This window comes from Mameliella sp. MMSF_3455 (assembly GCF_030733205.1).
Classification (GTDB): Bacteria; Pseudomonadota; Alphaproteobacteria; order Rhodobacterales; family Rhodobacteraceae; genus Antarctobacter.
On the sequence record NZ_JASHJL010000043.1, the window covers coordinates 1 to 24,825 of the forward strand.

Genomic DNA, 24,825 nt, shown 5'->3' on the forward strand with positions numbered 1-24,825 from the left:
TCCACATCAGTGTAAGGGGGTCATTTTTGGACGCCGATCACCCCTCTACGGGGTCAAAATTGCACGCCGGTTCACAATATGCATCGATGCATACGTTCGATACCTATGCCCCCATCGACGTGGCGTTCAAGAATGCGATGACCATGAACCAGCACATTTATCGGTTCTTGAAACTCAGGCAGGAAGGGCGATTGCCCTTCGACGTGATCCCGCGTTCACAAATCAACTAGCCCCCAAGAAAGGCGGGCGGGGGGAGCGCAGCGGCTCAGAGCCGAAAATCTCGGCAGTCGATATGATCCCTCGTCTGCCCGCAGGGTGCGCGCCGATAAAAAAACGCCTCCCCCCATGCCCCTGTGGCCGACCTGCGACAACGCCGCGCGGAACGCCTCGGACCGACCCGTTGACTATCTATCAGACTGTCGGATGCGAGCCGGACCCGAATTGTTGAGTCTTTTCATGCAGTCCGCATTCGCGCTGGGTTTCGGCATCGCGCGCCGGGTTCCACTCGGGTGGCAAGCTGCTCGGGCGGTCATTCTTGCACCCATCCCTTGCGATGGTAGTCGCGCAAGACAATTGCGCGGTTGAACATGGGGAAGCCGATCCACAGGCCGTTCAAGGTGAAGAACGACAAGATCGCCCACAGGAACATGCTCTTGAACAGGTAGTAGAACGGCCCGAACAGCAGGCACCACAGGCGGTGCCAGTTGCCCAAGATGATTTTCGTCTGGCCGTTGGAGGCCCATTTCGCGCGTATCGTCATGCCGATTTCCTCGCTGGCTGGTTTCGATGCCAGCGCAATAAGATCGGGGACCATCGCCCGTCAGGGTAATTCCCGCGCGGTCGAGGGAGACCACAGGGGTAGCCGCGTCCGCGCAGATTTCGGGTTGATCGCCCTGAGCGCAGCGCACAGCGCGCCAGCCGGGGTTGCGACGGGATCACCATGCCCGAGGCACGCCCCGGCGCTGCTGGCTCAATACAACGCCGCCGCGCGCGCGTTTCGCTCTCGATCCTCGGGGTTAATTGCAGGCGCGGACAGTTTCGCCCCGGAGCGCGGCACAGATCGTCAACCCGTCGATCCTGGTGGCCGAACGCATCGCCAAGACCCTCGGCGTGGACACCTCGGAAAACCTCAAACCGAATTAGGGTTATCCCTGACATGCTCTACCTTTGCGTCTTATCTAGCTGTATCAGCAACTTAGGAGATCGACATGACCGATATCGTGACGCTCAAGGCCATCTGCGAAGAACTAAAGATCGACCCGCGCGAGGCACGCGAACGCTTGCGCGCCGCCGCTAGCGACACCAAGGCGAACCCAGAACTGGCGAAAACACGAAAGCCGCGCACCCCATGGCAGTGGGTGAAGGGTTCAGTTGCCGAAAAGGAAGCTCGCAAGGTTCTTTCGTCCTCAACCGCGTCAACATGATCCGGCGGGCGAAAGCCCTCAGCTAGACGCTTGACTTACTGGGGAATTGTTCCGAGTCTACCTCAGCTCTAAAGTGAGTTGGGGTAGGCTATTGGCATTTAAGTATAGAAGAGATTGGGATGGCAAGGAATGGCAGCGCTATTCCAAGCAGCTTGTGCAAGTGCGGCACCTTCCCCAAAATGTGCAAGACATTCCTGATAGGGTTCAGGGTGATGCAGGCCTCGAATTCATCACCACCGATGGGTGCTGCTACCAGAGCTATGCGCCTGAAGAAACGTCGGACGTTGCAAAAGCTGCCAGTGCAATGAAAGCAAAAGGTTCCCGTGATCTTCGAAAACTGGTGAAGAACAAAGATGTCATTTCCAAAATACTAGGGGATCGCAAAATATCTAATTGGATTTTGCTTTGCCCCTTTCTGGACAACAAAGATGTTATTTCTCATGTCCAAGCGGTCGCCAAGGAGGTGAAGGAAGCCGGATTGGATTTCTTGGCACCTGATTTTTGCGCTCTTGTGCAAAGTCAAGAGGATTTCGAGACTGAGTATCAACAACTTCGCACAAAGGCTGTGGGGGCACCCTTATCCATCAAGAAGCCTAGCCCGGATCAGCTTGAAGCTGTGCACCTTAAACTCGATAAGCGCGTCGAGAATAAGCTCAAGCGTGCGTTTCCTCTTGATGATGATGGGAGAACCGAGAAGAAAAAGAAAACCTATGTTTATGCCCACGTTGAGCGGGAGAATATTCTTTCAGACTTGCGAGACGAGTTTCCCGATTTTTGGGAGGCATCAACTGAGTGCATCGACTCCGAAGAGCGCCGTCTTGAGATGGCTGGAGCCGAAGGGGATACCGCTTCCCAGCAGATAAATTCTTCGATAGATCGCGTCGCGAATTCCCTAAGAAGCCAGGTGCCGGGGCTTTCCGAGAAGCAGATTGCCTCAATTTCGCAAGGTCAAGTAGGAACTTGGCTCATTGAATGCCCATTGGATTTTCAGGAGCCGAACGGAAAATGAACTTTGAAATTCACACGGATCGAAAATTTTCCTTCGAACGCAAGCCTTCGCCTGTACCGGGCGATCTTCGTATCGGCTGGCGTATCCCGCTGACACTTTTGATGCTGAACTATTCGCGCGGGAAGAAAGCGTCCCTAGCGAAGTTAAATCTATTAAACGACGCGCTACGTTCAGAGCGGTCGCGGAAGAAATTGGGCCAAATCATTAGTGGTGAAACAGCACTCATAGAGTGGCGAATGCGTGTTGAACCTGCCTTTTCTCGAAATGTAGACCTGCTAACGGGCGGGCAACTGGCCGAATGGATGGTGGCAAACGGCAAAGCGGCGATTTGTCTTACAGACAAGGGAAAGAAAATTGCAAAGAAGCTTGAAGACGACGAAGAGAGCTTCGTGACTGAAAAGGCGTTTCTCAGAGAGTTCTCGAGCAAGATCACAGAAGGCTTTGTGACCCAAATCTTGCTAGCCAACAAGGCCCCGTCATGATCCAAGTTTGTTCTCTGAAGCTGAGATCGATCACAGCAAGAACTGTGTATGGGGTCGATCTTGATTTCACTTCCGGTCTTAACATCGTCCAAGCAGACAACACGTCTGGCAAGTCAACCTGCCTGCAAGCCATTATCTACGTTCTGGGTTTGGAGCGTTCCTTGAGTGCAAATTTGTCGGTCCCATTGCCATTCGCAATGAGGGAACGAATTCATGAATCCAAGGATGACCCATATGAGGAGGTGCTTCAGTCCTATGTCGAAATTGTAGTTTGCAGCCACAAAGGTGAGACGCTTCGCATCCGGCGAAGCATAGTTGGGGATGCAGATCCAAAACTCATCTCCACATGGTCTACACCGGAAGCCGAGGAGACTGATCAGGTCAGGGAAAGACAGCGAGACTTCTTTGTTCATGATCCGGGATCGGCCACCAGAGAAAGTGGGTTCCATCACTTCCTCGCTGATTTCTTGGGATGGGAGTTGCCGCTTGTTCCTAGGTTCGATGGGACTGAGTGTCCGCTGTACGTCGAAACCCTATTCCCCATGTTCTTTGTGGAACAGAAGCGTGGTTGGTCCACAGTTCAAGGGCCGTTGCCGACGCATTTCCGGATACAGGACATTAACAGACGTGTCCTCGAATTCGTTCTGAACCTCGACGCCGGAAAGGTGCGTCGGGAAAGGGCTGAGCTGAATAAGCGTATCGGTTTCCTTGAAAGTGACTGGGCCGACAAACGACGTGTGCTGGAGAGAGGTGGTGTCGACCTCATCCGATTTATTGGCGTACCCAAGGCACCTACCGCCGAATTCTCACATCAGGCAGATATTTCTCTGGAAGTATTCATGGATGGCGAGTGGTTGCCTCTAGAAGTCGCCTCCAAGGAGCTTCAGGAAGAGATTGAAGAGCTAAACAACATTGAACTTGTTTCCACCGAAGAGGCCGAGGCGAGCACACAAAAAGCCCTTGAAGCAGCTCAGTTGCGCTATGATGAACTCGGAGCAATGTTTGAAGTCGCGAGAACTGAATTTCGCTCGGTTCTCGAAGAAAACAGGGCATTGCAGAAACGCCTAGACGTGCTTGATATCGACCTCAAGCGTCATCAGGACACCAAAAAACTAATGGCGCTTGGTTCGGAGGTTACTGATGCCGTGGCATTTGAGAGTTGCCCGACCTGCCATCAACATTTGCCTCAAGAGTTGCTACCACCAAGTTCCTCAGGGGCGATGGCCCTTGATGAAAACATAGCTTTCATAAAATCGCAGCAACTCATGTACAAGTCAGCGTTGGCAGCCACCGAAGAGAGGCTTGGGGAGCTTCGTCTGCGAGGCCGGTCCATCGAACAAGACTACAAAGAAGCTCAAAGCGAGTTGCGTAGCTTGAAACGTGCGCTTGTGCGCCCAGCGTCGAGCATTAACAGGACCACAATTGAAAAATCGGTTCGGTTGCAGGCGCGCTTGGCGCAATGGGAAGGTATGCAGGAGCGCGCGGACAGCCTAGTTGACGAGCTGGTCGTAGTCGCTAAGGAATGGGCCCGACTTTCATCCCGACTTAAGGAATTGCGGACTGGAGACGACTTTTCCTTGGAGGACAAGAACAAGATTTCCCGCCTTCAATCCCTCGTACAGGGGCACCTGAAGACTTTTGATTTCCATTCCTTCCCACCCTCTGAAATCACCTTGGCTAGGGACAACTTCAGACCACAGGTGTTGGTGGTTGATAAGGATTCTGGCGGGGAAATTGAAAAGGACATCGGCTTCGAAGCGTCTGCCAGCGATGGCATTCGCCTGAAGTGGTCATACTATCTTTCTCTTCTAGAGCTGGATGAAAACTACAATACCAACCATGCAGGGCTGGTAGTGTTCGATGAACCGGGGCAACAAGCTGCTGACCCGGTGAACCTTACAAGTTTGTTTCAAGAGTCGGCCAAGGTCAGACCGGATCGACATCAGATCTTGATCGCAACCTCAGAAAAGGAACATGCCATCAAGGCGGGACTTGGCGATCGTCCATACAATCTAATCTCATTTAACGGCTACATCTTGAAACCGCTGAACTGATCAAGATCAGCTAAGGTCGATAAATGCGTCAGTTCTTTTCCACCATTACTTCGGCGCAAGAAACCGCTGCTGCTCGTGATCAGAGACGACTGTGAAACACAATTTCGGAAACAGCTCTTATGATGAATTTTCAGCGTGAAGGGTCGATCAGCAACGCCCATGTCGGCCGTGATTTCGAGGCTCGCGCCTGCGCCATCCTTGCCGCCCACGGTATCCCCTTGCAAATGAACCACAAGGTGCCCTGTGGTCTAGGGAACGACAAGAAGCTGCACACCTTCGATCTTGGCTCGGAAGACCTGCCCGTGATCGTCGAGTGCAAGTCGCAGACTTGGACAAAGGGCGACGTGGTTCCCAGCGCCAAGATGAAGAACTGGGCCGAGGCGATGTTCTATTTCCACATGGCCCCGCCAATGTATCGCAAGATTTTCTTCGTCGGGCGGAGCTTACGTGTCCGCACGGGCGAAAGCCTGCTCGCCTATTTCCGCCGCACTCAAAGCCACATGATCCCGCCGGACGTGGAATTCTGGGAACTGCCGCGCGACAGCGACGAGGTCGAGATTTTCGGGAGCAATGCCGATGGACGCTGACGATCACCCGGTCGAAGTCGTATTGAAGGAAGCACGTCGGTTCATGGTGCCGCTTTACCAGCGCAAGTACCAGTGGGGCGATGAACGACTGGTCCCTTTCTGGGAGGATGTCGCCGCCAAGGCCGCGGAGGTGCTGGAAGGCGAAAGCAAGTTCGAGCACTATATGGGGGCGCTGATCCTCGCCCCGGTCGATAGCGGAGCGAAATTCGCATTCACGCCCACCGTGCAGGTAGTGGATGGGCAGCAACGGCTGACCACGTTCCAACTGTTTCTCGCTTCATTGCGCGAGGTGGCCCGCACTCACGGTCAAGACGATTTCATCGACCACATCAACGGCTATTTGACCAATGTTCCACAGAGCAAGGACACCGACCCGCTGACGCGGTTCAAGCTGACGCCCACGCCCTCCGACCGAGACTTGTTCCACGACATCATCGATCTGACCGCCGCCGAGGCTGACAAGAAATACAAATCCCTGTTCTGGGGCAAGTCGGTGCCGAAGAACCGGCCCGAACGCGCGTTTCGCGCCTTTCACCTGTTCCGCCAGTGGATCGAGGATTTCGTTCAGCACGGCCCGCAAGATTTCGAGGACGCCTCAGACGAGCCAGAAGACGCCGAGGGTCATATCGACGTGGGTATCACGCCTGAGGACGTGTCGGCACGTCTGGAGACGCTCCTGAGCGCGCTGCTGGATCGTTTGAAGCTGGTGGTCATTACGCTTGGCGAAGGCGACGACGCGCAGGTGATCTTCGAGACATTGAATTCGAAGGGCGAACCGCTGTTGGCGATGGACCTCGTTCGCAACAACATCTTCCACCGCGCCGAGAAGCAGAAGGCCAAGGTCGAGACGCTTTACAAGAAGCTGTGGGACCCACTCGACCACCCTTGGTGGCGTGAGCCTGCACCGAATGCGCGCCCCAAGCGCCCGCGCCTCGATCACTTTCTTGCACACATGCTTGCCGCCGAAACCGGGCAGAAGATTTCGATCCGCGAGCTATACGCCGAGTATCGGGATTTCGCCGTACCGAAGGGTCGCCCGCGTTTCGAGAACGTCGAGGATGAACTCAAGCTGCTTGAAAAGTATGCACCCGTCTATCGCACGCTAGAGGGCAAGGAGGATTGCGATCCGTCTCTGAAATGGCTCGGGCGAAAGCTGACGACATGGCAGGTGACGACCGTTTACCCGGTGGCCTTGCAGATGGGGCAGGAGGGTGTAGCGCCCGAGGAACGAGAGAAACTCGCACAACTGATCTATTCCTATCTGGTGCGTCGAACGCTCTGCAATCTCACGACCAAGAACCTCAACAAGGTGTTTCAGTCCATCGCCGCCGAGTTCCTTGAGAACGGCGTATCGGTTGCGAGCTTCAAGGGTTACTTCTCGAAGAAGGCCGGGGTCAGCAGCCGGTTTCCCACTGACCGCGACGTTCGGCACGGTATCTTGAACGAGAACGCGTATGCGATTTCGCCGCGTCCGCGACTGACGGACATCCTGTGGGAACTGGAGCTCGCAAGCAGGTCAAAACTCGCCGAGCAGTCCGACCAGCCCCCTAACCTGTGGGTCGAGCATGTCATGCCGCAGTCATGGGGCGATGACTGGCCCTATGAAGACGGATCGACCGGTCGCCCCTCGGATGACGATGCGAAGGCAATCGCACGAAACGCCATCCTTCACACCTTGGGCAACCTTACGCTGCTCACAGGCGGTCTGAACATCTCATCGGGGAACAAGGGTTTCAAAGAGAAGAAGGCAAAATTTGCCGAGCACACAGGCCTGTTCTTGAACAAGTGGTTCACCGGGAAAACGCAGTGGACCGAAGATGAAATACGAGATCGCGGCGAGCGGTTCGCAGACCTTGCCGTTTCCCGTTGGATCGGTTTGGACGGAGGCTAACTGTTTTAGCGACAACACAACTCCGAGCCAGCCGTGCAAATCGGCAATGGCTCCAACATGCTACCCCAATGCTACCCACGTGACAAAGCACAGCCCATACTACGAACTTGATCTGCCACAACGCGTTGTCATCATTGAGTTTTAATGGTGCCCGGGGGCGGAATCGAACCACCGACACGAGGATTTTCAAACAAATTCTGACGTTTTTCATGGCTGAACATAGGTGTTCACAAGTATCTGAAAATACTGTACTTATGGACGATAAGGTGAACAAGCCTGATCATAGAAACACCCCCAAGCACGTGCTTTTTAAGAGCCTATAGAGAGCCTAAGATGCCCACCGCTTCCCTGTCGGACAGGACACTGAAGTCGCTCCCCGCGCCGGACAGCGGGCAGGTGACATACTGGGACAGTAGCCTGTCCGGATTTGGTGTGCGGGTGTCGCAAGGCGGGGCCAAGAGCTTTGTCGTGGTCTATGGACCCAATCGGACGCGTAAGACGATTGGCCGCTACCCCACCATCTCGCTCAAGCAAGCCCGGGACAAGGCAAGGGAGTTGAAGGCTGCCTTCACACTTGGGTTGGACCGACAGCGCTCCATCACCTGGGCTGAAGCGCGTCAGTTTTTCCTGGAAGACTGCGAGCGCCGGAACCGACCGGCAACCGTCAGATACTACAAGAGCCGCCTCGATACCCATTTTCGCTTCGGTAAGCGCAATCTCAGCGACCTTTCCCGCCAAGACTTCCAGAACAAGATCCGGGGGTGTCAAACCTCTCGTGGTGAACAGCGTCACGCACTGGTCGCCGCCCGCACATTGCTCAACTGGGCAGTGCGGGAACAATACCTCGATGCCAGTCCCTTGGCTGGCATGCGCGGGTTCAAACCACCAAAAGCGCGCGAGCGGACGCTGTCGGAAGCAGAGCTCAAAGAGGTATTCACGAAGGCCAGGGCAGCGCCATATCCCTTCGGCGACATCGTTTCCCTCTTGGTCCTCACGGGCATGAGGCGAAGTGAAGTCAGTCACCTGCGATGGGACTGGATCGACCAATCAGCGCGGGCCATCACGCTCCCGGCTGACCTGACCAAGAACGGGCGCTCACACATTGTTCCGTTCGGACGATGGGCATCCGATGTCTTGGAGCAAGTGCCTGAAATGAGCGACTACCTCTTCCCCGCTCGCAGCGGGAAGGGGCCGGTGTTCAACGGCTGGGGCAAGTCGTTCGAGCGGTTTTGCGGCACTCTGGACGAGGTGGAACCCTTCTCGCTCCATGATCTGCGACGCACGTTCGCCACGGTTCATGCCAAACTCGGCACGCCGATCCACGTTACCGAACGGCTCTTGAACCATATCTCAGGGACCATCAGTGGCGTTGCAGCGATATACAACCGGCACGATTACCTGAACGAAATGCGGGTCGCGCAGGACAACTTTGACGATTTTCTCGCCAAGCTCTTGGGAGACTAGGTCATGTTGAAAAATGGCGCACCCAAAATCGGATGCATGTGATATCGATGAAGCCGAGAAATCTCTCGGCCGTCTACTGGTAACGGGTGGCGACGCGTCGAGCGTTCTTCAGCTTGTTGAAGCAACGCTCGACCAGACTGCGCAGGCGGTATAGGGATCTGTCCAAGCCGACCCGCATCTTGCGCGACTTTCACATCGGGATTTCGGCTAGGACATGACGCTTGCTCATAGTTGCCCGAATTCTGTCAGCGTCATAGCCCCGGTCCGCGAGCAGTACGCTCGGTTGTGTCAAGTTATCGGTCATGACCATGTCGAAACCGACATAGTCCGAGGCTTGGCCTGCTGTGATCTCGGTCCTCATCGGCAAGCCTATCGCGTTGACGCGGTGATGGATCTTGGTTGTGAAGCCATCTCGAGAACGGCCAAAACCCTGTCGCTGAGTCCCCCTTTTGCGCCCGCTGCCTGATGATGGGCGCGAACCATGGTGCTGTCGATCATCTGCAGCGCATCGGGAACGGCACCGCTCTGGTTAAGGGCCTCCATGATGTCCTCCCACAGTCCGGCCAGTGTCCAACGTCGGGACTGGCGGTAGACGCTTGACCACTTGCCGAACTCTTCCGGCAGATCGCGCCAAGGAGAGCCTGTGCGCGCGATCCAGAAAATCCCGGCAAGAACAAGGCGGTGGTTGGTGGGTTTGCGCCCGTTCGGGGCGCGGACTGTCAGGATGAAACGCTCAAAGAACGCCCATTCCTCGTCCAACATCAGGCCTCGTGCCAAGCTGGTCTCCATCGCAGATACCAGCTTGAACCACGCTTGCCGCGCAGTGTGAATCCCTTTTGTCAACACGTCCCAGGATACATGAACAGCGCATCGAAAACAACTTTCGTGGCGCAATAGTTGATAGACCCCAATTTCCCACTTGACGAACTCTCGACGCCCCTGACGCAGGAGCAATCACGCCATTTGGGTCGCCAAGATGCTTCACGTAGGTTGACAGAGGTTTGAACGATGATGCATTGTAAATTGCGCAGATAAATTGAGCCGTGCCGCCGCTAGTGAATTCCCATCGGTGTTAGCTTGTGTTCATATGGTCAGTTGTGAGAAATCTGTTGGGGGAGTGCGATGAGAGCAAAGCCGTTTGTTCTTCGGGTTCTTGATCGAAGGCCATTTTTTTCGTTTGCATTCGTGCTCGCTTCGTACATAGGCTTAGCTTGGATCGCCAACGCCTTGTCGAGCAGCGCGTCCAATTACTTGAGGGAGTTGGGGAAAGGTTTCGAAATTCTTTTTGTGTTATGGGGGCTTGTGAGTTCGCCTTTAGTCGTTACCAGACTTGTGCGGCACCTCAAAGGCAAGTAGTTCATGGGAAAATTTAGTAACGGTACTAATTTAGCCAATTCCGACCCTCCCTTGGAAGGTAAATTTGGAGATGATGTACTCGGGCTAAGCTATAAGGGTATGGATCAGCCTCTAGCCTTGAATGGCGCGGAGCCGGAGATTAAGTTTGGCTATGGAATTGGGAGGGGGAGTGGCGCTAAGATAGGCGGGTCGATCGTCGATGGCCCATCGGGGCTAATCGCCACAGTCGAAAGCAGCGTCGCTGCTGGCTTTAAGGGTGATCTGACTGTAACCCTTGACTTGGGGAAAGGGCTTATTGAGGGGTTCTCCGTGTCTGGCGCCTTTGGCGTAGGTGTGATTTTCGGTGCATATTACAAGACGCCAATTGGAGAGCTTGGAGCTATCGCTGATGCGGGCTTCTTGGCCGAAAGTGATTTGCCCAATTATCAAGGCTTCCTTGGCTTCAAGGCAAACGCAGTATTTGCTGATGGAATGCACAAAGTCGAGATTAACGCGCATTATGGTGTGGACCTTTCGCCTCTTGGCCCCGCAGTTAATTCTCGCGGACCACATTTGGCTGACCCTCTTGGAGTTTTTTTGGATGACTATGGGAGGCCATTTAAAGTAGTAATCCGTGACGACGGGACATCTATTGGGTACCTTCCCTACGACACGATATACGGACTTGATCTATACTACGGCCTCGACCCTCGTGGATATGGTTCGAATTGGGGATACAATGCCCCTACTATTTCATCGCCGCCGCCGTTTCCCCGTACTTCTCCAATTTCCTTTGGCCCCCTCGCGTTCCCCGAAGACATCGCACCTCCTCTTTTGGGGTCCGGTCTTCTTTGGGACTCTGGCTCCGTTCCGCCGGGGGGCTTCACTTGGGGTAATACGCTGGACGGTCTCGACCCCAGTTGGCCCTCGGCTATTGGGCCTAATCTGAGTATGGGTGAACCCGTCACAGATGTACCTAGGCCCGGCGAAAGGGGCGAGGACTCCAACGACAATTCGAGCTCCTATGACGGAAGCGGTGCAACCAGAACGGGGCCAGCAGGCGATGGAACTCGAGGTTCGGCGCCTTACGACGGAACAAATGGGGCCGGACAAGACTATACCACAGGAAACTTTGAATCCTCTGGAGGCTCCTGGACAGAGACACCTGACGGCCCGAGTGGCACGGGTACACCAAATCCCGGCCTTCCTGAGAACCCCGATTACACGGGCGTCCAACCCATTCTCCTCGATCTAAACGGCAACGGGATCGAGATCACCGAATTTTCGCAAACCACCACCTTCCTCGACAGCGATGGCGACGGCCTCGAGAACCGCACGTCCTGGGCGGCGCCGGGCGATGGCGTTCTGTTTTTCGACGCCGATGGCGACGGGGCGATCAGCGAGGCGCTGGAGTTCATCTTTACCGAATGGGATCCAACGGCGCCCACAGATATCGCGGCGCTCAAGGCGGTGTTCGATACCGATGACGATGGCGATATCGACGCCAATGACCCGGCGACCTGGGATGTGAACGGCGACGGGGTGATCAATGCCTCGGACAAGCCCTTCGACTATTTCAAGGTGCTGGTCACCAATGAGGACGGCTCGCAGGAAGCCAAGACGCTTGCGCAACTGGGCATCACTTCGCTGAACCTGAACGAGGATGCCACCAACATAGAACTGCCGGACGGGTCGGTGATCACCGGCAAGGCGAGTTTCTCCTTTTCCGGGGGCGGAACCGGAACCCTGGGCGACGTCACCCTGGTGGCGGATGGCCAGAGCTATCGGGTCACGCGCAGCGATACCGTGGCCAATGGCGAACGCACGGTGGTCCAGACCGGCTATGATGGCAGCGGTGCGGTCGCCTTTGTCTATACGGCGGTCAGTGCATTGGACGGCTCGGAGGTCACGAACTTCTATGACGACAATGGTGATGGCGTTGTCGACCGGGTTCAGACGATCGAGATCGCCACGACGGTTGGCGTCGAAACCGAACGGAAGGTCACCAATTACATCGGTTCGGAGGTTGCCACGGGCGTCCTGGTGAATGAAACCACGACGACGCGTAGTGCTGACGGAAGCTCGGTCACGATCCAACGGGACACCAAGGGTGGCGGTTGGATCGACCAGGAGGAAACGCGGGTCCTGCAGGCCAACGGGGCTTGGCATATCACGATCAAGGACCTTGCCGAGGATGGCAGCACCATTCGCAAGACCTTCGAGACCTTGACGGCGACAGGCCAGCAAAGGACGGATCGGGTCGATCTGGACGGCGATGGCGACTGGGACGTGACCACGACCCAGACGCTTTCGGCCACGCAAGATCCGCGCACCGAGACGTTCGTGGTCACCAATACCGATGGGTCAATCCGCAAGTCTCATACCGAGGTCACAAACCTCGATGGCACGGACCGCACGGTAAGTCGGGACATCGATGGCGACGGGGTTGCGGATGTCGAGGAGGTCACCGACCTGTCCATCCTTGCCGATGGGAGCACCCAGACCATCTACGAGGTCCTGAATGGGGATGGATCGCTGCGTCATGCGTCGACCATCACGCAATCGGACGACGCGCTGATCACCACAACGGTCTCCGATCTCGACGGCGATGGGGATACCGACCTGACAACGCATGACGCGACGGTGTTGAATGCGGACGGCAGCCGGATGCAGACGGTGACCAAGACCAATACCGACGGTTCCGTCCGGAGCAAGGTTCGTGTCGAGCTTGACGCGGACCAGGTTGGAATGACCCGCAAGGTCGATCTTGCGCAGGACGGCGTGTTTGATGCCACGGACCTGATCGACGAGGTTGTAGAGGATGCGGTCACATTGGAGCGGGTTGCCAGCCATTGGGATCGCAACCCGGATGGCAGTATTCGGGCGACCTCGGTGGAGACCACCAGCGAGGATGGTCTGTCCAAGACGACCGAGCTGGATTCGGATGGCGACGGGGATCTCGATCTTATCGTCACCGATGTCACGACACTGAATGCGAACGGGACGACAACCAGGATCGTCACGCGCACCAGTCAAAACGATGATCTTCTTGGTGCCGATACCATCGTCTCAAGCGCGGACGGGCTCGACGTCACGACCAGCAGTGATTTGGACGGGGATGGCCTTGCCGACCAGGTCAGGAGCGTTACCTTCTCGAAAAACCCCGATGGCAGCCGGTTGGAGACCGAACAGCTGTTCGCGGGAGATGGCACCACCTTGCTTTACAGTCACACGGTTCTTGAAAGCGCGGACAGGCTGAACGCGCTGACGACAATTGATGCCGATGGTGACGGGAACACGGACGAAACCCGTCAAAAGGTGATCGCCTCTGACGGCAGTTCGGTGACCACTGTGACCCGTTTCGCCCCGGACGGCACGACGATCGACGTCACACGGATCGAGACGAGCTCCAATGGCCTGGTCTCGACCACCTCTGTCGACCTGGACGGAGACAGCTTCGATGATCGCATTCAATTGTCTTCCACAGCCTTGCAGGATGATGGCAGCACCATCCTGACGAAGGAAATCCAGAATCGCGACGGCAGCACGCGCTCGCTGACCGTCCTGGAAACCAGCGACGACGGGTTGGAAACGGCTCTGGATCTGGACGCGGATGGCGACGGTGTGTTCGAACGCAGCACCGAGACCCAGACCGATCTGCTGAGCGGTGGCGGGACCTCGACCCTGGCCACCACCCGGGCGGCCGATGGCACAGTCTTGGGCAAGATCCGGACGGATGTCAGCGACGATGGTTTGGACCGCAAGGTTTCCAGTGACTCCGATGGAGACGGTGTCTTCGATCTTGTGGAGACATCCACGACCATACTGCGCCATGATGGCGGCACCGTGGATCGGTTCGAAGTCACTGACCGGGAGGGAGATCTGCGCAGGTTCACGCAGGTGATTGCCAGCGATAACGGGCGCTCTGTTGTTACGGAAAGTGATCTGGACGGCGACGGCGACTGGGATCTCAGAACCGACTATGCCATCGCGATGGATGGGACCGTGACGGAAACCACGGAGGCCCTGAACGCGAACGGGTCACTGCAATCACGCACACGGTTGGAAACCAGCGACACCGGGTTGGTCCAGACCAGCCGGCTGGATCGCGACGGCGATCTTGCCTACGAAACCGTTGTGAGAACCCAAACCGTTCTGGGAGCGGATGGATCCCAGGTGACCACGACCGACTATAAAGGCACGAACGGGACCATCTACCGCCGCGACACACTGGATGTGTCCGGCGACGGGCGCGAAGTGGTGGAAACCTATGATCTGGATTTCGACAGCGATGCGGACCTGACGGTCACCACGACAACGGACCTGGCCCAGGACGGAACCGAAACCGTGACGGTCGAGGAACGGGCCGCCAACACCGACCTGCTGGCCGGGTCCACCAGCGTGACCTCGGCGGATGGCAGGACCTCGACCCTTTCGCGGGATGCGGACGGCGATGGCTTTGATGACTCGGTAACGGTGATTTCAGAAGCCGATGACGGAACGATCACGAAGGCCGCCACCTACTTCCAGGGGGAAAGCCTGCTCGGGACCCGGACCGCGACCATCTCCGCGGATGGATTGACGACAACTCTGGATGTCGACACCAATGGCGACGGGTTGGCCGATTATGCCATGCGTGACATCACCAGCCTGGCCGCCAGCGGGGTGACACGACGGGATGTCACGCACCTGGACGCGCGGTTCGAGGTGATTGCCTCCGCCACTTACCTGACAAGTACCAATGGAATGGCGGTCTCCGGCCGGATCGACCTTGACGGGGATGGCGTCTCGGATTTCCTGACCCGGGATGAGACCATTTTTGCTGAAGATGGCGCGACCCTGCGGGTCCAGACCACGCGTGACGCATCCTCGACCCTCCTGACCGAAATCACAAACTACACCAGCGGTGACGGCCTCTATACAACGGTCTCCACCGACAGTGACGGGGACGGGACTGCGAACCGGATTTACTCCCGCCAGGATGGCGCAAGCGGTGGCTATGTCGAGACCTTGCAGCGGTATGCCGCCGGCTATGTGCTGACCTTTGAATCGATCAAGATCGTCAGCGACGATGGACTCGAGACCTCGCTGGCCATCGATTTGGATGGCGACGGCCTGTTGGATCGCGAAGTCGAAAGCAGTCTGGACGCAAACCAGGCGCTTACCACGCAGTATCGGGACATTGGCGCAGGCGGCTCTGTAGATGCAGAGATCATACGTGTGGAAGCGGCCAACGGCATGTTTCGGCAGACCGTGCTGGACCTGGACGCGGATGGCAGTGGGGATATCGAACGCAGCATGGATACCTCTTTCGAGGCAGATGGTGCCCGCAAACTGGTCATCCAGGAGATGATCGGCGCGCAACTGACCTACGAATCCACGGAAATCACGGCTGCGGATGGCCTTTCCTCAGTGTGTAGCATCGACATGGACGGCGACGGCGATATCGACGGGTCCGAAACTTCTACCACCACGTTGCACGACGATGGTCGCCGGACAATCCTGCGCGAAGTTACCTATGCCAATGGCGACCTGCGCAGCCGGTCCGTGACCGAGATCAGCGCGGACGGACGGACCGTCCAACGGACGCTGGATTATGACGGCAACGGGTTGCCGGACAAGACCATCGAGACCCAGGTGTTCGCGGACGGAAAAGAGATCACGACAACCCGGACGTTCGACGAATTTGGCGCCGAGACCAGCCGTTTCGTGGAAACGCTTGACGCTGATGGACTGGTCATGACCGAGCATCGGGGCGACCTGGTCCAGACCACGCGCTATGTGCCAGATGGCAGCGGCAGCTATAGCTGGGACAATGGCGGTGACGTTGCCAATGCCCAGATCAATATCTCCACGCATCATGAGGTCGATCCTTTCGGTGTCGAACACTGGACGCTGGTGATCAGTAGCCCCGGAACGCCGGAGCCCTGGCTGACCTACACACACGGGTATATCTCCGAACTGCTCGACCTGGCAGCGCCGGATCCCGAAGTGGAGACTTATTCCACATCGCTCGACCAGAAGACCAAGGCCGCGATCATCGCCGAGGCCGAACGGCTCTATGACACCCTCCTCGACCGCGATCTTGACGCCTACGAGCTGGAAACGCTGGTCTACTATATCGCCGATGGGCAACTGGATGCCGAGCAGCTTGCCAGCGACCTGATGGGCTCTGGCGAGTTCACCGCGCGCTATGGTGAGGAACTGACCGATGCGGAATTCATTACCCAGGTCTTCCTGAACAGCTATGGCCGAGCTCCCAGCCTGGATGAGCTGGACACCTATCTTCAGGCGCTGTCGAATTTCGACACGAACGAAGAGGAAGAAGAACCTTCGCTTCCGGCCGGGGACCCGGAGGATCCGATCACCATAGCGGGGATGTCACGGCAGGATCTGGTTCACCATATCGCGGACTCCTCGGAACATATCGTCGTGGGCAATAGCCACCGGATCACGAACAACTTCGACGTGGTCATGAATCCGGCGGAATTCGAGCGGGTGCTTGACCGGACCTATGTCGAGGCGTTGGTCACGAACCTGATCGATGTCATCTATGATCGGGTGCCCAGCACGCAGGAACTGGCCGAGCTGACGGACCGTTTGATGAACGGCCCGGCAGACCCGGAGGGCACGCCGGAGACGCTTGAGGACCTGGCCCTGGAATTGCTCGCGCTCGACGGTGACGTTCACGGCGTTGAGGCCGCTGGCCTCGGCGGGCTGACCAATGCGCAACTGGTCACCCAAGCCTACTGGAACGGGCTAGGTCGCGCGCCCACTGCCGCCGAACAGGCGCTGTGGGAAGGTCACCTTGACTCGGGTCGGATTTCCAAGGCGCAGTTCGCTGTTTCATTGGCACAAAGCGCCGACCACCTCGCGACCGGCAACGCTCATATCGCCCCCGCATTGGCGACGATCAATCAGCAATCCGGCGGGGCGGGCGCCCAGAACCTGGTCGGGACTACCGGGCAGGATTCGCTGGATGGTGGAGCCGGAGACGACACGATCAATGGCGCCAACGGCGCTGACCTGCTGGACGGAGGGACAGGCAGCGACGTTCTTGATGGCGGGAACGGAAGCGATCTTTACATTTGGGCACCGGGCGATGGCAACGACACGATCTCGGATGGTGGGCAATCGCTACTCGAAGCTGACAGGCTGGAACTGGCCCAGGTCCTACCGGGACAGGTCACGCTGACGCGCCCTTCGGGAACCAAGGACCTGGTCATCTCCATCGACACAGGCCAGGGGATCGAGACAATAACGGTGACGAACCGTTTTCAGGACGCCACACACGGTAAAGGGATCGAAGAAATCCTTTTCTCCAACGGCACGGTCTGGTCGCTGGACGACATATTGGCCGCGACCAGTTCCGAACCGTCTGCCCAAGGAGGGAATGTCGGCGGCACCGATTACGATGACAACCTCGTCGGAGACAGCGGCGCCCAGAAACTGACTGGTGACCTGGGCGATGACACGCTGACCGGCGGTCTTGGGGACGATACCCTCGATGGTGGTGAGGGAAGCGACATCTATCGCTGGGCCAAAGGCGATGGAAACGACACGATCTCGGAGGATACGACCAAGTTGATCCCGGATCCGGAATATCCTTTGGGGCCGGAGATTGAGGTCGATATTGCTGACGCAACCGACTGGTTGGAATTGGCCGATGTCGGTCCCGAAGATGTCGCGATGCGACAGGTTGGCGATGATCTGAAGATCTACATCTCGCCACCTGGCGAAAGCACCGAAACCATCACGGTCAAGAATTTCTTTGCCGGCTCCACGCAGGGAGCAACAAACAGCCTGTCCGGGATCCTGTTTCCGGATGGGACCACCTGGTCGCAGGCGCAGATCTTCGAACTGGCCTCGGTCTATGGCAACGCAAATGCCAATACTCTGACTTCCGGAGGGCGCGACGATCTTCTGGAAGGCCTGGCGGGTGCGGATACGCTCCAATCCGGTGCTGGCGACGATACACTGATCGGCGGGGAGGATAGTGATCTTCTCCAAGGTGGAAATGGTCACGACAGCTATGTTTGGTCGCGCGGGGATGGCGATGATACGATCTCGGATTCCGGGACGTCGCTTGTCGAAATCGATACACTCCTCCTTGAAGATGTCTCGCGCGGGGATGTCACACTGACCCGTATCCCGGGCAGCGACGATTTGACCGTCACGATCGCAGGGCCGGATGGCGGCACCCTCCTGGTCAAAAACCGGTTCGAGCATACGGATGAATTCCGGGGCATCGAGGTGATCGAATTCGGCGACGGGACGCGGCTGGAACTCGACGATATACTGGCCCTGACGGAAACGCGGGGGGACGCCACATCGGAAGCATTGAACGGGACCGGCTACGGCGACAACCTCCTCGGCTTCGGTGGAAACGATACCATAAACGCGGGTTCCGGCGACGATATCGTCGAAGGGGGAACTGGAAACGACAGCCTCCTCGGCGGAAATGGCAACGATGCCTATGTCTGGTCACCCGGCGATGGCAGCGACACGATCAACGATAGCGGGCCTGCCGGAGAAACTGACGCCTTGCACTTGAATGGTGTTGGGCATGATGAATTGACGCTCTCCCGGTCCGGTGACGATATCCTCGTAACCATAAGCGGGTCCGGCGAGGTTATCACGATCAAGGACCGCCTTGCGTCTGCCTCCACAGGCAAAGGCGTTGAGCGGATTTTCCTGGAAGATGGAACCGTTCTGGACGTGCTGGACGACGAGGCGGCACAGGAGATCAGCATCGGGACAAATGCCGCGGACACGCTGTCTGGGACAGGGGTGGACGATTTCATCGATGGCCTCGACGGAACGGACGTCCTGAACGGCAACGGCGGTGACGATACGATCGACGGTGGATTGCACCAGGATACACTCGACGGCGGCAGTGGCAGCGATACCTACCTCTGGGCTTTCTGGGATGGAAATGACCAGATCGTCGATACTGGTTCCGACACAACCGAGATAGACCGCCTGGTCCTGACAGATGTCATGCCCGGTGACGTGGAGCTGATACGCGAGGCGGCGAGCGACGACCTCAAGATCCTCGTTACACAATTCGGTTCGACCAGCACGATCACGGTGACGGACCGTTTCGCCCAGGCAAACCTTGGGCTGGGGATCGAAGAGATCGAATTTCAGGACGGTTCGGTCTGGAACCTGGACCAGATCCTTGCCAACACCTCGCTGACCGGCACCGTGGGTGCCGATACGCTGAGCGGCACGGAACTGAGGGATGTGATCGATGGCGGCGCGGGCGATGACAGCCTGTTGGGCGACGCGGCCAATGACACGTTGATCGGTGGGGCCGGGAGCGACACGCTTGTCGGAGAGGCGGGCAGCGATACCTACCATTGGTTGGACGGCGATGGCGCCGACCTCGTGCATGACGGAGGAAGCGCCTCGGACGCCGACATCCTGGCACTGGGAGATGTGGCGCCGGGAGAGGTTTCGCTCATACGTGTTCCAAACAGCAACAACCTGACCGTTCGGATTGTCACATCTTCCGGTCTGACCGATATCGAAATCTGGGACCAGTTCCGCGATCCGACGGACGGGCGCGGGATCGAAGCGATCACCTTTGACAATGGTCAGACCTGGACGCTGGAACAAATACAGGACAGGGCCCGGCTCTCTGGCACATCCAATGATGACGTCGTCGACGGCACCGCGTACCGGGACTATATCCTCGGCCTGGAAGGCGCGGACACACTGGACGGTGGCGATGGCAACGACACTCTCGACGGTGGCGCGGGAGCTGATTCACTTGTCGGTCGTGACGGTTCCGACACCTACGTATGGCGGCGGGGCGATGGCAACGACATAATTTCGGATGCGGGACTGCCGGTAGCAGATGCGGATGTGCTCTGGTTGATGGATGTCGCCCTTGGAGAATTGGCTCTTCAACTCGGAACCGATCCAGATGACATGGAAGTTGTTGTCGATGGCGGGAGCGGCGCTGAGACTATCCTCATCCGAAACCAGTACGACGGATCGGAATCGGGTGGAATCGAGGCGCTGATCTACGGCGATGGCACGATTTGGACCAGGGAGAATTTCACCGGTGTCTCGCGTACGGGCGCCGAGAACGCCGAACACCTCGATGGCACCGAGGGCAATGACACGCTGAACGGTCTCTTGGGGGCAGACTCCCTATACGGACTAGGTGGAGCGGATATCCTCGTAGGCGGCGCCGGTGACGACCTGGTGGATGGCGGTGATGGCGCAGACCTGCTTGGCGGCGGAGCCGGCCAGGACTGGCTGCTGGGGCGGGCCGGAAACGACACCTTGTTCGGTGCGGATGGTGCGGACACGCTCGATGGCGGTGAAGGCAACGACAGCCTGTATGGAGATGCCGGTGCGGATGCGCTGGACGGCGGGGCGGCGGATGACACGCTCTTCGGCGGTGATGGCGCTGACACCGTTGAAGGTGGTGGGGCTGCAGATGTCGTCGACGGTGGGGCCGGTGATGATCGCCTTCTCGGTCAGACAGGCAATGACACTCTCTATGGTCAGGGAGGCAGCGATACGCTTCTCGGGCATGGTGGCAACGATCTGCTCTATTCCGAAGTCTGGAACTACAAGACCGATCCTGTCGCCATCGAATTTGTTCAGTACTACGGCGCGGCTATGGCCCGCGATCCTGATCAATCCGGCCACCTCCATTGGGTCAACCAGGTGGTCAACGGCTCGTTGTCGATGGAAGCTGCTGCGGAGCAATTCCTTGCTTCGCCCGAGTTCCAGGCACAGGGTACAATGACGGACGAGGAGTTCGTCACCCATCTCTACGTCAACGGGCTTGGCCGCCAACCGGACCCGACGGGGTTGAGTACCTGGACCACGCATCTCGCCAACGGGACGAAGACCCGTGCCGAGGTTGTGGTCGGAATCGCGCTCAGCGCCGAAGCGGATGGCTATTGGGCCGATGCCGCCCTGCTCTTTACCGATGCGGGTTACCAGGCGGCCTATACGGACGATCTGTTCCGTCTCTACACGGCCTTGGTAAGCGGAGATCCCAGTACAATCGACCTGGACACTTACCTGGGCGAGACGCTCGACCTGGCACAGGGCAAAAGCTTCGGCGAACTTGTCGCTGAGTATGTCGCTTCAAGCGCCTTCCAAAGCAGTTATGGCGCGCTTGGCAACCAAGCCTTCGTCGAGGCCATGTATTCAGAGATTCTGGGGCGCAGCGGAACATCGCAGGAAATCCTTGATGGCACCACAGCGCTCGACAACGGCCAAACAAGGGCAGAATTCGTCGAAGCGATGGTCCAGAGCGACGAGTTCGTCGCGGCGACGGGCACGGATGTCTATAACTGGGTCCGGTCGAACAGCTTCGACGATATTCTCGACAGCGGTTCCGGTGATGACACGGTCTTTGGTGGCATCCTGATGGACCGCTACGTGATCCGGGCTGGTGACAGCGGGACGGACACCATCGTCGGTCTCGAAGACTGGGACCAGCTTGTCTTTGCGGATTTTGGCTTCACCACTGCCGCGCAGGTCCGGGCCTTGCTCACGCAACAGGGCGAGAACGTCGTCTTTGCCAGCGGAGGCGTCACGATTGTCTTTCTGCGCAAGCAATTGTCGGATTTCAACGACGACAGCATGTTCGTCTTCACCGTCTCCCCTGCATTCGATCCGGACTGGCGGGACAATGGGCAGGGTTATTTCAAGGTGGACGGAAGTGCCGGAAACGACTCGCTTTATGGCCATGTCGAACAGGACATCCTTTTCGGTCTTGGCGGAAATGACGAGCTGAATGGTTCGGAAGGCAACGATATCCTCTACGGCGGGGATGGCGTTGACACGCTCTATGGTGACGAAGGTCATGACATCCTGATCGGCGGCGCCGGTTCCGACCAACTGCGCGGCGGAACAGGCATTGATGTCGCGCAATACACCGACGCGCCCTCGGGACTGACGATCGATCTCGCCAACACGGCGTTGAACACAGGTTATGCAGCCGGTGACAGCTATTTCGGGATCGAGGAAATCCGAGGAAGTGCTTACAGTGACGCTCTTTCTGGTGACATGACCGATGACACACTGCATGGCGATGCCGGGGCGGACGCCTTAGATGGTCGGGATGGAAACGACAGTCTGACTGGCGGCGCCGGCAATGATGTACTGACCGGCGGCGCCGGAGCCGACACGCTAGATGGTGGCGATGGCCTGGACTTCGCACTCTACTACGCCGCCGACAGCGCCTTTGTGGCTGACCTGCAAATCTCGGCGAACAATACCGGTTCTGCCGCAGGAGACGTCTATATCTCGGTGGAGAACCTGACAGGCGGAAATGGCGACGACACTCTCCGCGGCGATACCGGCAGCAACCTCATCCAGGGACGGGGCGGCCATGACCAGATCCACGGTCGCAGCGGCAACGACAGTCTCGACGGCGGCACCGGCGATGATATCCTCTGGGGTGGCGCGGGAGCCGATACTTTGAACGGTGGCGATGGCATCGACCGTGCCCAGTATTACACCACGGATAGCGGATTGGTCGCGGATCTGGCAACGCCTGGGAACAACAGCGGTGCTGCGGCCGGCGATATCTACATTGATATCGAGAACCTCCACGGCGGGGGCGGTGACGACACCCTGTATGGTGACGATGCCGAGAACGTTCTTTGGGGCGGCCTTGGCCATGATGAAATCCAGGGCCGCGCGGGCGACGACCTCCTGTCCGGCATGGACGGCAATGATAGTCTGATCGGCGGCCAAGGGGCGGATACGCTGAACGGCGGGGACGGTGTGGACCGGGCGCAATACAACACCGCGACAACGGCCGTGCGGGCCGATCTGGCCTCTCCGGGCGTCAATACCGGCGAGGCCGCTGGAGACAGCTACATCAGCATCGAAAACCTGCATGGCGGCAATTTCTCGGATATTCTTTCCGGGGATGGATCTGCCAACACGATCTGGGGTGGCGGTGGAGACGACACGATCAGCGGTCGGGCCGGTGACGACATCCTCTTTGGTCATTCAGGTGCCGACACCTTCCGTTTCACAAGCGGATGGGACCACGATCAGATCAATGACTTCGAAGATGACGTCGACGAGATCCTGTTGTTCAACATGGGCTACGCCACGGTTCAGGATGCCCTGGCAGATGCCTCGCAACAAGGCAGCGACGTTGTATTCGATTTCGGGAACGGCGATACGCTGACAATCCTCAACGTCACGCTGGCTGATTTGCAGGACGATATCGTGCTAGCCTAGAGGGAGATAACGAGCGTCCTGCGGGGACATTTGCTCTGATATTGGTCAGACGCGCCCATCCAACGCACGACAACGTTTTGGGTTGTAGCTAGATCGCCCAAACGGCTTCTGCTACTGTCGATCACCCCGGGCCAACGTCAACCCTGGGCATCGCGATGCTCTTCAATCATGGAGAGATCGTGATGAGGATACTATCAAAGCGTCAGGTCAAGGAACTGGTCCTGTATTCGCCGCAACACATAGCCCGCTTGGAGAAAGCCGGCCAATTCCCAAAACGGGTACAGCTGGGCGTGAACCGGGTTGGCTGGGTGGAAGCGGAAGTGCTGGACTGGCTCGAAGAACGGCTTGCCCGCCGCGAAGTCCAAGACGAACGCTCCTGATCTCAGGAGCCGGGTGATCGGGGTTGCAAACCCGGTCACCCATTTTCTTTGGGTCAATGATTTTGACAAAATCCGCGCTACACCCCCGCCACCTCCACGCCGCACCCGGACACCCACGGCCCTTGGTGCACCTCTGCCATGTTTGCCCACGTCAGCGATTCAGGCATCGTCTTTACCAAAAAATACCCGGCGTACCCCCCTGCGCGTTCCCCCACCATGTCGCGGAAGGTTTGCGCCCTTAGGAGGCTTGTGAACACGAAGGCCACCAACGTGCTGGCCTTGAGACCATAGTGTTGGCGGTGCAAGTTCTTAGCGATCATCATGCTATACAGATCAGTGGTTTGGGACAGGCTTTTTCGAGCGGCGCCTGATCGAAATGGTTCGGTGCCACGATCAACTTCGAGAAAAAAGGCGCGATACCCATCGGGGTAGCGAACTGCATAGAGCTGGTCCGGGATCAAGCGGTGGCGGTCTATTTGAATGGCGAGATCTGCACCGCTGCGCTCCAGGATGCGGTGGGCGGGAATAAACTCACAGCCGCGTTGCCGTAGGTGAATATCGAGAGTTCCTGTGAAAGCGGAAACGGCGTAGCCATGCCACCAATGTCCGGTTGGACGCACTGTCGGCTCCCGGATGCCAAGCTCTTCGAGGTGATCGGTGCCGCGCAGCGCCAGATCGTAAATATATGGCCTGCACTCGGCACGTTCTGTGGCCCGTTGCTGTGGCGGCAACCTGAGATATCCCGCCGCCCTGAGTTTCTGCATGGCGCGCAGGGCGGTGTCCTTGCAGCGATGCGTGTCGCGGGTCAGTTCAAAAAGATACTGCGAGGACTGCGGGCCGTGGCGCTCGATGTGTTTCAGCCAACGGACCTCGCGCTCGGTCAGGCGGACACCCGCGACCGGGGCGATGTGGTGGAAGGTGGCGCGGCCCAGTGTGTCGGTCTGTTTCATGGGTCGCAGCTTAGCC

The 24,825-nt window shown here is 57.8% G+C and carries 13 protein-coding genes and 1 pseudogene; 11 read left to right on the forward strand and 3 right to left on the reverse strand.

Going from position 1 to position 24,825, the window contains the following annotated elements:
* The coding region (locus RBB42_RS22665; protein WP_305971029.1) for a hypothetical protein at positions 1-230 on the forward strand (230 nt) is incomplete at its 5' end.
* 299 nt (positions 231-529) lie between these two features.
* Here RBB42_RS22665 and RBB42_RS22670 read toward each other — a convergent pair.
* Positions 530-814, reverse strand: coding sequence for a hypothetical protein (locus tag RBB42_RS22670; protein WP_305971030.1), 285 nt, complete (start codon positions 812-814; stop codon positions 530-532).
* A gap of 206 nt (positions 815-1,020) precedes the next feature.
* Here RBB42_RS22670 and RBB42_RS22675 point away from each other — a divergent pair, with 206 nt between their 5' ends.
* The 8 genes from RBB42_RS22675 to RBB42_RS22710 all read left to right on the forward strand — a co-directional run bounded on the left by RBB42_RS22675 (position 1,021) and on the right by RBB42_RS22710 (position 8,911).
* On the forward strand, positions 1,021-1,143 hold the full coding sequence (locus RBB42_RS22675) for a hypothetical protein (RefSeq protein ID WP_305971031.1): 123 nt from the start codon (positions 1,021-1,023) through the stop codon (positions 1,141-1,143).
* A 65-nt stretch (positions 1,144-1,208) separates the two neighbouring features.
* On the forward strand, positions 1,209-1,424 hold the full coding sequence (locus RBB42_RS22680; RefSeq protein ID WP_305971032.1) for a hypothetical protein: 216 nt from the start codon (positions 1,209-1,211) through the stop codon (positions 1,422-1,424).
* 91 nt (positions 1,425-1,515) lie between these two features.
* A complete protein-coding gene (locus RBB42_RS22685; RefSeq protein WP_305971033.1) occupies positions 1,516-2,433 on the forward strand; it encodes a pterin-binding domain-containing protein in 918 nt (305 codons plus the stop codon).
* The gene (locus RBB42_RS22690; RefSeq protein WP_305971034.1) at positions 2,430-2,915 is read left to right on the forward strand and encodes a hypothetical protein; all 486 of its coding nucleotides are present in this window, start codon (positions 2,430-2,432) and stop codon (positions 2,913-2,915) included. Before RBB42_RS22685 ends, RBB42_RS22690 begins: the two co-directional genes overlap by 4 nt.
* Entirely contained in the window at positions 2,912-4,969 is a 2,058-nt protein-coding gene (locus tag RBB42_RS22695) for a hypothetical protein (protein WP_305971035.1), read from the forward strand. Before RBB42_RS22690 ends, RBB42_RS22695 begins: the two co-directional genes overlap by 4 nt.
* Positions 4,970-5,091: 122 nt before the next feature.
* A complete protein-coding gene (locus tag RBB42_RS22700) occupies positions 5,092-5,556 on the forward strand; it encodes a putative PII-like signaling protein (RefSeq protein WP_306043836.1) in 465 nt (154 codons plus the stop codon).
* Entirely contained in the window at positions 5,546-7,447 is a 1,902-nt protein-coding gene (locus tag RBB42_RS22705; protein ID WP_305971037.1) for a DUF262 domain-containing protein, read from the forward strand. The genes RBB42_RS22700 and RBB42_RS22705 overlap by 11 nt, the downstream gene beginning before the upstream one ends.
* Before the next feature lie 333 nt (positions 7,448-7,780).
* Entirely contained in the window at positions 7,781-8,911 is a 1,131-nt protein-coding gene (locus RBB42_RS22710) for a tyrosine-type recombinase/integrase (RefSeq protein ID WP_305971038.1), read from the forward strand.
* A 1-nt stretch (position 8,912) separates the two neighbouring features.
* On the opposite strand, the pseudogene RBB42_RS22715 reads toward RBB42_RS22710, so the two are convergent.
* A pseudogene (locus RBB42_RS22715) lies at positions 8,913-9,700 on the reverse strand (IS5 family transposase).
* 570 nt (positions 9,701-10,270) lie between these two features.
* Here RBB42_RS22715 and RBB42_RS22720 point away from each other — a divergent pair.
* Positions 10,271-23,479: a DUF4214 domain-containing protein gene (locus tag RBB42_RS22720; protein WP_306043422.1), complete on the forward strand. Its 13,209-nt coding sequence runs from the start codon at positions 10,271-10,273 to the stop codon at positions 23,477-23,479.
* Between the two features lie 182 nt (positions 23,480-23,661).
* Positions 23,662-23,859, forward strand: a complete 198-nt coding sequence (locus tag RBB42_RS22725) for a helix-turn-helix transcriptional regulator (protein WP_305971040.1) — start codon at positions 23,662-23,664, stop codon at positions 23,857-23,859.
* Between the two features lie 77 nt (positions 23,860-23,936).
* Here RBB42_RS22725 and RBB42_RS22730 read toward each other — a convergent pair whose 3' ends face one another.
* On the reverse strand, positions 23,937-24,809 hold the full coding sequence (locus RBB42_RS22730) for a replication-relaxation family protein (RefSeq protein WP_305971041.1): 873 nt from the start codon (positions 24,807-24,809) through the stop codon (positions 23,937-23,939).
* Between the last annotated feature and the right edge of the window lie 16 nt (positions 24,810-24,825).

Excerpts from the sequence above, each read along its gene's own strand:
- RBB42_RS22690 (WP_305971034.1), top strand. The coding sequence starts at position 2,430 with ATGAACTTTGAAATTCACACGGATCGAAAATTTTCCTTCGAACGCAAG.
- RBB42_RS22720 (WP_306043422.1), top strand. The coding sequence starts at position 10,271 with ATGGGAAAATTTAGTAACGGTACTAATTTAGCCAATTCCGACCCTCCC.
- RBB42_RS22725 (WP_305971040.1), top strand. The coding sequence starts at position 23,662 with ATGAGGATACTATCAAAGCGTCAGGTCAAGGAACTGGTCCTGTATTCG.
- RBB42_RS22670 (WP_305971030.1), bottom strand. The coding sequence starts at position 814 with ATGGTCCCCGATCTTATTGCGCTGGCATCGAAACCAGCCAGCGAGGAA.
- RBB42_RS22700 (WP_306043836.1), top strand. The coding sequence starts at position 5,092 with ATGAATTTTCAGCGTGAAGGGTCGATCAGCAACGCCCATGTCGGCCGT.
- RBB42_RS22730 (WP_305971041.1), bottom strand. The coding sequence starts at position 24,809 with ATGAAACAGACCGACACACTGGGCCGCGCCACCTTCCACCACATCGCC.
- RBB42_RS22705 (WP_305971037.1), top strand. The coding sequence starts at position 5,546 with ATGGACGCTGACGATCACCCGGTCGAAGTCGTATTGAAGGAAGCACGT.
- RBB42_RS22710 (WP_305971038.1), top strand. The coding sequence starts at position 7,781 with ATGCCCACCGCTTCCCTGTCGGACAGGACACTGAAGTCGCTCCCCGCG.
- RBB42_RS22695 (WP_305971035.1), top strand. The coding sequence starts at position 2,912 with ATGATCCAAGTTTGTTCTCTGAAGCTGAGATCGATCACAGCAAGAACT.
- RBB42_RS22680 (WP_305971032.1), top strand. The coding sequence starts at position 1,209 with ATGACCGATATCGTGACGCTCAAGGCCATCTGCGAAGAACTAAAGATC.